5 protein-coding genes are annotated in these 4,927 nt (G+C 73.4%); all 5 read right to left on the minus strand.

Features of this window, described 5'->3' with window-relative positions; genetic code table 11:
• Positions 1–449 (minus strand): J domain-containing protein (locus G3I65_RS28510; RefSeq protein ID WP_160698846.1); only part of this gene is annotated, 449 nt, incomplete at its 3' end.
• 318 nt (positions 450–767) lie between these two features.
• Positions 768–2,360, minus strand: coding sequence for an AMP-binding protein (locus G3I65_RS28515; protein WP_160698843.1), 1,593 nt, complete (start codon positions 2,358–2,360; stop codon positions 768–770).
• A gap of 264 nt (positions 2,361–2,624) precedes the next feature.
• Positions 2,625–3,329 (minus strand): transporter substrate-binding domain-containing protein, encoded by a 705-nt coding sequence (locus G3I65_RS28520; RefSeq protein WP_160698844.1) that lies wholly within the window; start codon positions 3,327–3,329, stop codon positions 2,625–2,627.
• A 61-nt stretch (positions 3,330–3,390) separates the two neighbouring features.
• Positions 3,391–4,440: an aldose epimerase family protein gene (locus G3I65_RS28525; RefSeq protein ID WP_309235769.1), complete on the minus strand. Its 1,050-nt coding sequence runs from the start codon at positions 4,438–4,440 to the stop codon at positions 3,391–3,393.
• Between the two features lie 52 nt (positions 4,441–4,492).
• Positions 4,493–4,927, minus strand: a 435-nt coding sequence (locus tag G3I65_RS28530) for a CdaR family transcriptional regulator (RefSeq protein ID WP_160698845.1), incomplete at its 5' end; no start/stop codon positions are given.

A 4,927-nucleotide genomic window follows, 5' to 3' on the forward strand; every position in this document is an offset into this window, starting at 1 on the left:
AGCACCGGCGGCGAGAAGCCGACGCCGGTGACCAGCGGCAGCAGCACGAGCACCATCCCGGCCACCGCGGCGACGACCGGCGTGTGGCCAGGCCCGCGGCGGCGGCCGTGCCGCATCCGGGTGTCCTCGCCGGCGAAGTGCCACCAGCTCAGGTCTTCGGCGTCGAGGTCGGGCAGGTCGGGGACGAACCCGGGCTCGTCGCCGAAGCGGCGCCGCGGCCGCGGGCGGACCGGGACGGGCACCACTGTGGCGCCGCCGGAGTCGTAGCGGGCGCGGCTGACGGGGTCGCTCAGGACGTCGTAGGCCTCGCGCAGCAGCCGGAACGTGCCGACCGTGCCGCCGCCGTCCGGGTGCATGGTCTTGGCCAGCCTGCGGTAGGCCGTTTTGACGTCGGACGCCGTCGCGTCCCGGCGGACGCCGAGCACCTCGTAGTAGTCGACCTCGGGCACGCTGGCGTTCACCTCCGGATGGCTGCGCGAAGACTTTATGGGGTCGGCTTCCGGCCCCGCCCACCGCCTCCACGGCACGCCAGGGTGACGGCCCCGCGAACCTGCTCCGTGTCTGTCCATTGAGGACTGTTTGTCGCCCGGAAGTGTGGTAATGGCCGGGAACGGCGGGGTTCTGGTGACTTTTCGTGAACGGACATCACCTGAACGGACGCGAACACATGTTCGAATATTCCGCTACGCTGGAGGCATGTCCTCGGCACCCCACAGACGTGACGGGCCCACCGCCACCCCACCTCGGCAGCGGGCCCGTCACCCCCGTCAGCGCTCGCGCAGCAGGTACCGCTGGAGCTTCCCGCTGGCGTTGCGCGGCAGCGCGTCGACGAACCGCACCCGGCGCGGGTACTTGTACGGCGCCGCAACGGCTTTGGCGTGCTCCTGCAGGGCGTGCACCACGTCCGGGCCCGGCGGGGTGCCGGGCCGCAGCACGACGAAGGCGGTCACGACCGAGCCCCGGTCCGGGTCGGGCGTGCCGACGACCGCGCACTCCTCGACGTCGGGGTGCGTCAGCAGCACTTCTTCGACCTCGGGAGCCGCGATGTTGTAACCGGAAGAGACGATCATGTCGTCGCTGCGCGCCACGAACCGGAAGTAGCCGTCGGGCTCGCGGACGTAGGTGTCGCCCGTGATGTTCCAGCCGTCGCGGACGTAGTCGGCCTGCCGCGGGTCTTCGAGGTAGCGGCACCCGGTGGGGCCCTGCACCGCGAGCCGGCCGGGGGTCCCGTCGGGCACGGGCGCGCCGTCGAGGTCGAGGACGGCGGCGCGGAACCCGGGCACGACCTTGCCGGTGCGGCCGGGGCGGGCGTCGTCGTCGGCCGCGGAGATGAACACGTGCAGCAGCTCCGTGCTGCCGATGCCGTCGATCAGCGGGCGGCCGGTGACCTCGCGGTACCGCTCGGCGACGGCGGCGGGCAGCGCTTCCCCGGCGGAGACGGCGCGGCGGACGCCGGCCAGCAGCGGGCCGTCGCCGGCGCCGAGGATCGCACGGTAGGCGGTCGGCGCGGTGAACAGCACGGTGACGGCGTGCTCGGCGACGGTCGCGGCGAGCTCCTTGGGGGTCGCGCGTTCCAACAGGAGCACGGACGCGCCGGCGTGCAGCGGGAACACCAGTAGGCCGCCCAGGCCGAAGGTGAACGCCAGCGGCGGCGTCCCGCAGAAGACGTCGTCCGCGGTGGGGCGCACGACGTGCCGGGAGAACGTGTCGGCGATGGCGAGCAGGTCGCGGTGGAAGTGCATGGTCGCCTTCGGCGTCCCCGTGGTGCCGGAGGTGAAGGCGAGCAGGGCGACGTCGTCGGCGGCGGTCGGCACGTCGGCGAAGGTCGCCGGGTGGCGGGCGCAGCGCGCGGCCAGCTCGGCCGTCTCGGTGCCGAAGGCGACCGCGGGTAGTGCGGGCGGCAGTTCGTCGAGCAGGCGCTCGTCGCAGAGGGCGACGCTCGGGCGGGCGCGGTCGGCGATCTTGTCGAGCTCGTGGCGGCGCAGCATCGGCATGGTCGTGACGGCGACCGCGCCGGCCTTGAGGACGCCGAGCCAGCACGCGGCGAGCCACGGCGTGTTGGTCCCGCGCAGCAGCACCCGGTTCCCGGGCACGACGCCGAGTTCGGCGGTGAGCACGTGCGCGATCCGGTTGGCGCGCGCCAGCACCTCGCCGTAGGACCACGTCTCGTGCGGCGAACGCAGGCACGGCCGGTCCGGGCCGAGGCGGGCGGCGGTGTCGTCGAGCAGCGCGGTCGCGGCGTTGAGGCGGTCCGGGTAGCGCAGCTCCGGCAGGTCGAACACCAGCCGCGGCCACTGCTCGCCGGGCGGCAGCCGGTCGCGGCAGAACGAGTCGGTGTGAGCGCTGGGAGTAAGCCTCATCGCAGCCCCTCTGTCTCGACCTGCACCACGAGGAACGTAGCACTCGTTGCGACCGTCGAGAAGACGCAATAGCGCATCGATGACGGCGGCTACAGATGATCGATGTCAGCGCTCGCGGCGTTGGGCGACGGCGGGCTCGCCCTGCGTCACGAAGGGTGCCGCCCTGTCACCTACGCGGGTACCACGGCGAAGCGTCGGTCAGCGTGCTCGGCTCCGGCCGCGAAAGGCGGCGCCGCCCGGGGCCGCGGCCGATGTCGGCGGGGCTCAGTCGGCGACGGTCGCGTCCGGCTGGTTCGCGCGGCGCAGGGACTCGGCGACGAAGCCGTTCGCCTTCAGCTCTTCGACCAGGTCACGCAGGAAGCCGATCGTCTCCGGACGGCGGTCCGGCGTGGTCCCGACGGCCTGCTGGATCTGCATGAACCGCTCCTCGACGACCCGCGTCCCGGGGTGTGCGGCCACGTAGGCGGTCATCGGCTGCCGGATCCCGGCGGCCACCTCCAGGCCCTGCTCCTCGAAGACCGCGACGCCCTCCTCGCCGCGCACGATCGTCGCCGCCGAGAGCGTGCGGGTGAGGTACAGGTCGTACGCCGACCCCTGCTTGACCCCGACCCGGGTGCCCGCGCGGTCGACGTCGGCGGGGGAGCGGACCGGCGAGCCGTCCGGGACGACGTACACGCCTTCGATGACGACGTAGGGCGCGGTGAAGGCCACCTCGGCCGCCCGCGCCGGTTCGATCGCCAGGAAGCAGAGGTCGGCCGCCCCCGAGGTCAGGGCCTCGAACGACTTCCGGGCGGCGTCGAAGCACAGGAGCTCCACCTCGACGCCCAGCCGCGCACCCACCTCACGCGCGAGGTCGACCGTGACCCCGCCGGGGTCGGCCGCGGTCCCGTGCGCGAGCACCGGGTTGCCGAGGTTGATGGCGGCGCGCAGCACACCGGTGGGCGCGAGGTCGGCGGAAAGATCTCCCATGACCGGCGACGGTAACCCGGGGCCGGGCGCGCAGGGGGCGAACTGTCGGCTACGCCACCGCTCACCCCGCCGGCGGCTCGTCCGACGTGGTCAGCTCGTACGTCGTCTCCTGGTGGTACACCTCGCCGGGGCGCAGCACCGTGCTCGGGAAGTCCGGGCGGTTCGGCGAATCCGGGAAGTGCTGCGCCTCCAGCGCGAACCCCGCCCCGCGCGACGGCAGGTGGTTGCCCGAATAGAACTGCAGGCCCGGCTCCGTTGTCCGCACCGTGAGCAGGCGCCCGGACGCCGGGTCCCAGGCACGAGCGGCGAAGGGCGCGCCGGCGTCGAGCACCCAGTTGTGGTCGTAGCCGTCGGCCAGCGCCAACTGGGGGTCGGCCGACGCGATCCGGGCGCCGATCGGGGACGGGCGGCGGAAGTCGAACGGCGTGCCCGCCACCGGGGCCGGGGCGCCGAGCGGGATCAGGGCGGCGTCGGTGGGGCAGTACCGGTCGGCGGCGATCTCCAGCCGGTGGTCGAACACTTCGCCCGCGGCCGCCAGGTTCCAGTACGTGTGGTTGGTCAGGTTGACGACCGTCGGCGCGTCGGTCGTCGCGCGATAAGCGATGCGCAAGGCGGACCCGTCCAGGCGGTAGGTCACCTCGGCCGTCAGCCGGCCGGGGTACCCCTGATCGCCGTCCGGGCTGGTCAAGGTCAGGTGGACGCCGTCCGGGAGCGGGGTCGCCGACCACACGCGCGTGTCGAAACCCTCCGGGCCGCCGTGGAGGCTGTTCTTGCCGTCGTTCAGCGGGACGCGGTGGCGGACGCCGTCGAGGGTGAACGTCCCGCCGGCGATGCGGTTGGCGAAGCGGCCGATCGCCGCGCCCAGGAAGACCCGGGCCGCGTCCGGGCGGTTGTTCGCGACGTAGCCGTCCAGGTCCGGAAAGCCGAGGACGACGTTCGTGAGCTCGCCGTCGCGGTCCGGGGCCTCGATCGACTGGATCACCGCGCCGTAGTCGAGGATCCGGACGGTGAGGCCGCCGGGGCCGGTCAGCGTGTAGCGGTGGACGTCCGTGTCGCCGGCTCGGCCGAAGAACTCGGGAACGGGTGCGGTCATCGGGACGCCCTCCAGCACGCTGTTAACGCTAACACCGTCGGAGAACTCTAGGAGCGCGCGCGGCGTGCGGTCAAGTGCCCGAGGCGCGCGTGCCCAGCAGCCGGTGGGCGCGCAACGCCATCTGGATCTCCAGGCGCCGCGCGGGATCCGCCAAGCGGTCGCCGAACAGCTCGGTCAGCTGGCCCACCCGGTAGCGGACCGTCTGGGGGTGGATCCCCAGCGCCTGCGCGATCTCCGGCGTGCTCCCGTTGTGCTCCAGCCAGCACAGCAGCGTCTCGGCCAGCCGGGTCTGCTGCTTCGCCGTCAGGTCCGCGAAGGGTGCGAGAACCTTCGCCGACAGCTCGTCCAGCAGAAACCGGTCGAGCAGCAGCCAGTGCGTCGCGAGGTGGTCGGCCGTGTGCGTCACCGGGTGGTCGCCGGCCAGGCCGCGGCGGGCCAGGTCGAGAGTGCGGCGGGCCCACCGCGACGACGTCGCCGCGTCGGCGGGGCGGACGCGGGGGCCGAC

Origin of the sequence: Amycolatopsis sp. SID8362, from assembly GCF_010550475.1 — a bacterium.
Taxonomy (GTDB): domain Bacteria; phylum Actinomycetota; class Actinomycetes; order Mycobacteriales; family Pseudonocardiaceae; genus Amycolatopsis; species Amycolatopsis eburnea.

Excerpts from the sequence above, each read along its gene's own strand:
- G3I65_RS28520 (WP_160698844.1), bottom strand. The coding sequence starts at position 3,329 with ATGGGAGATCTTTCCGCCGACCTCGCGCCCACCGGTGTGCTGCGCGCC.
- G3I65_RS28515 (WP_160698843.1), bottom strand. The coding sequence starts at position 2,360 with ATGAGGCTTACTCCCAGCGCTCACACCGACTCGTTCTGCCGCGACCGG.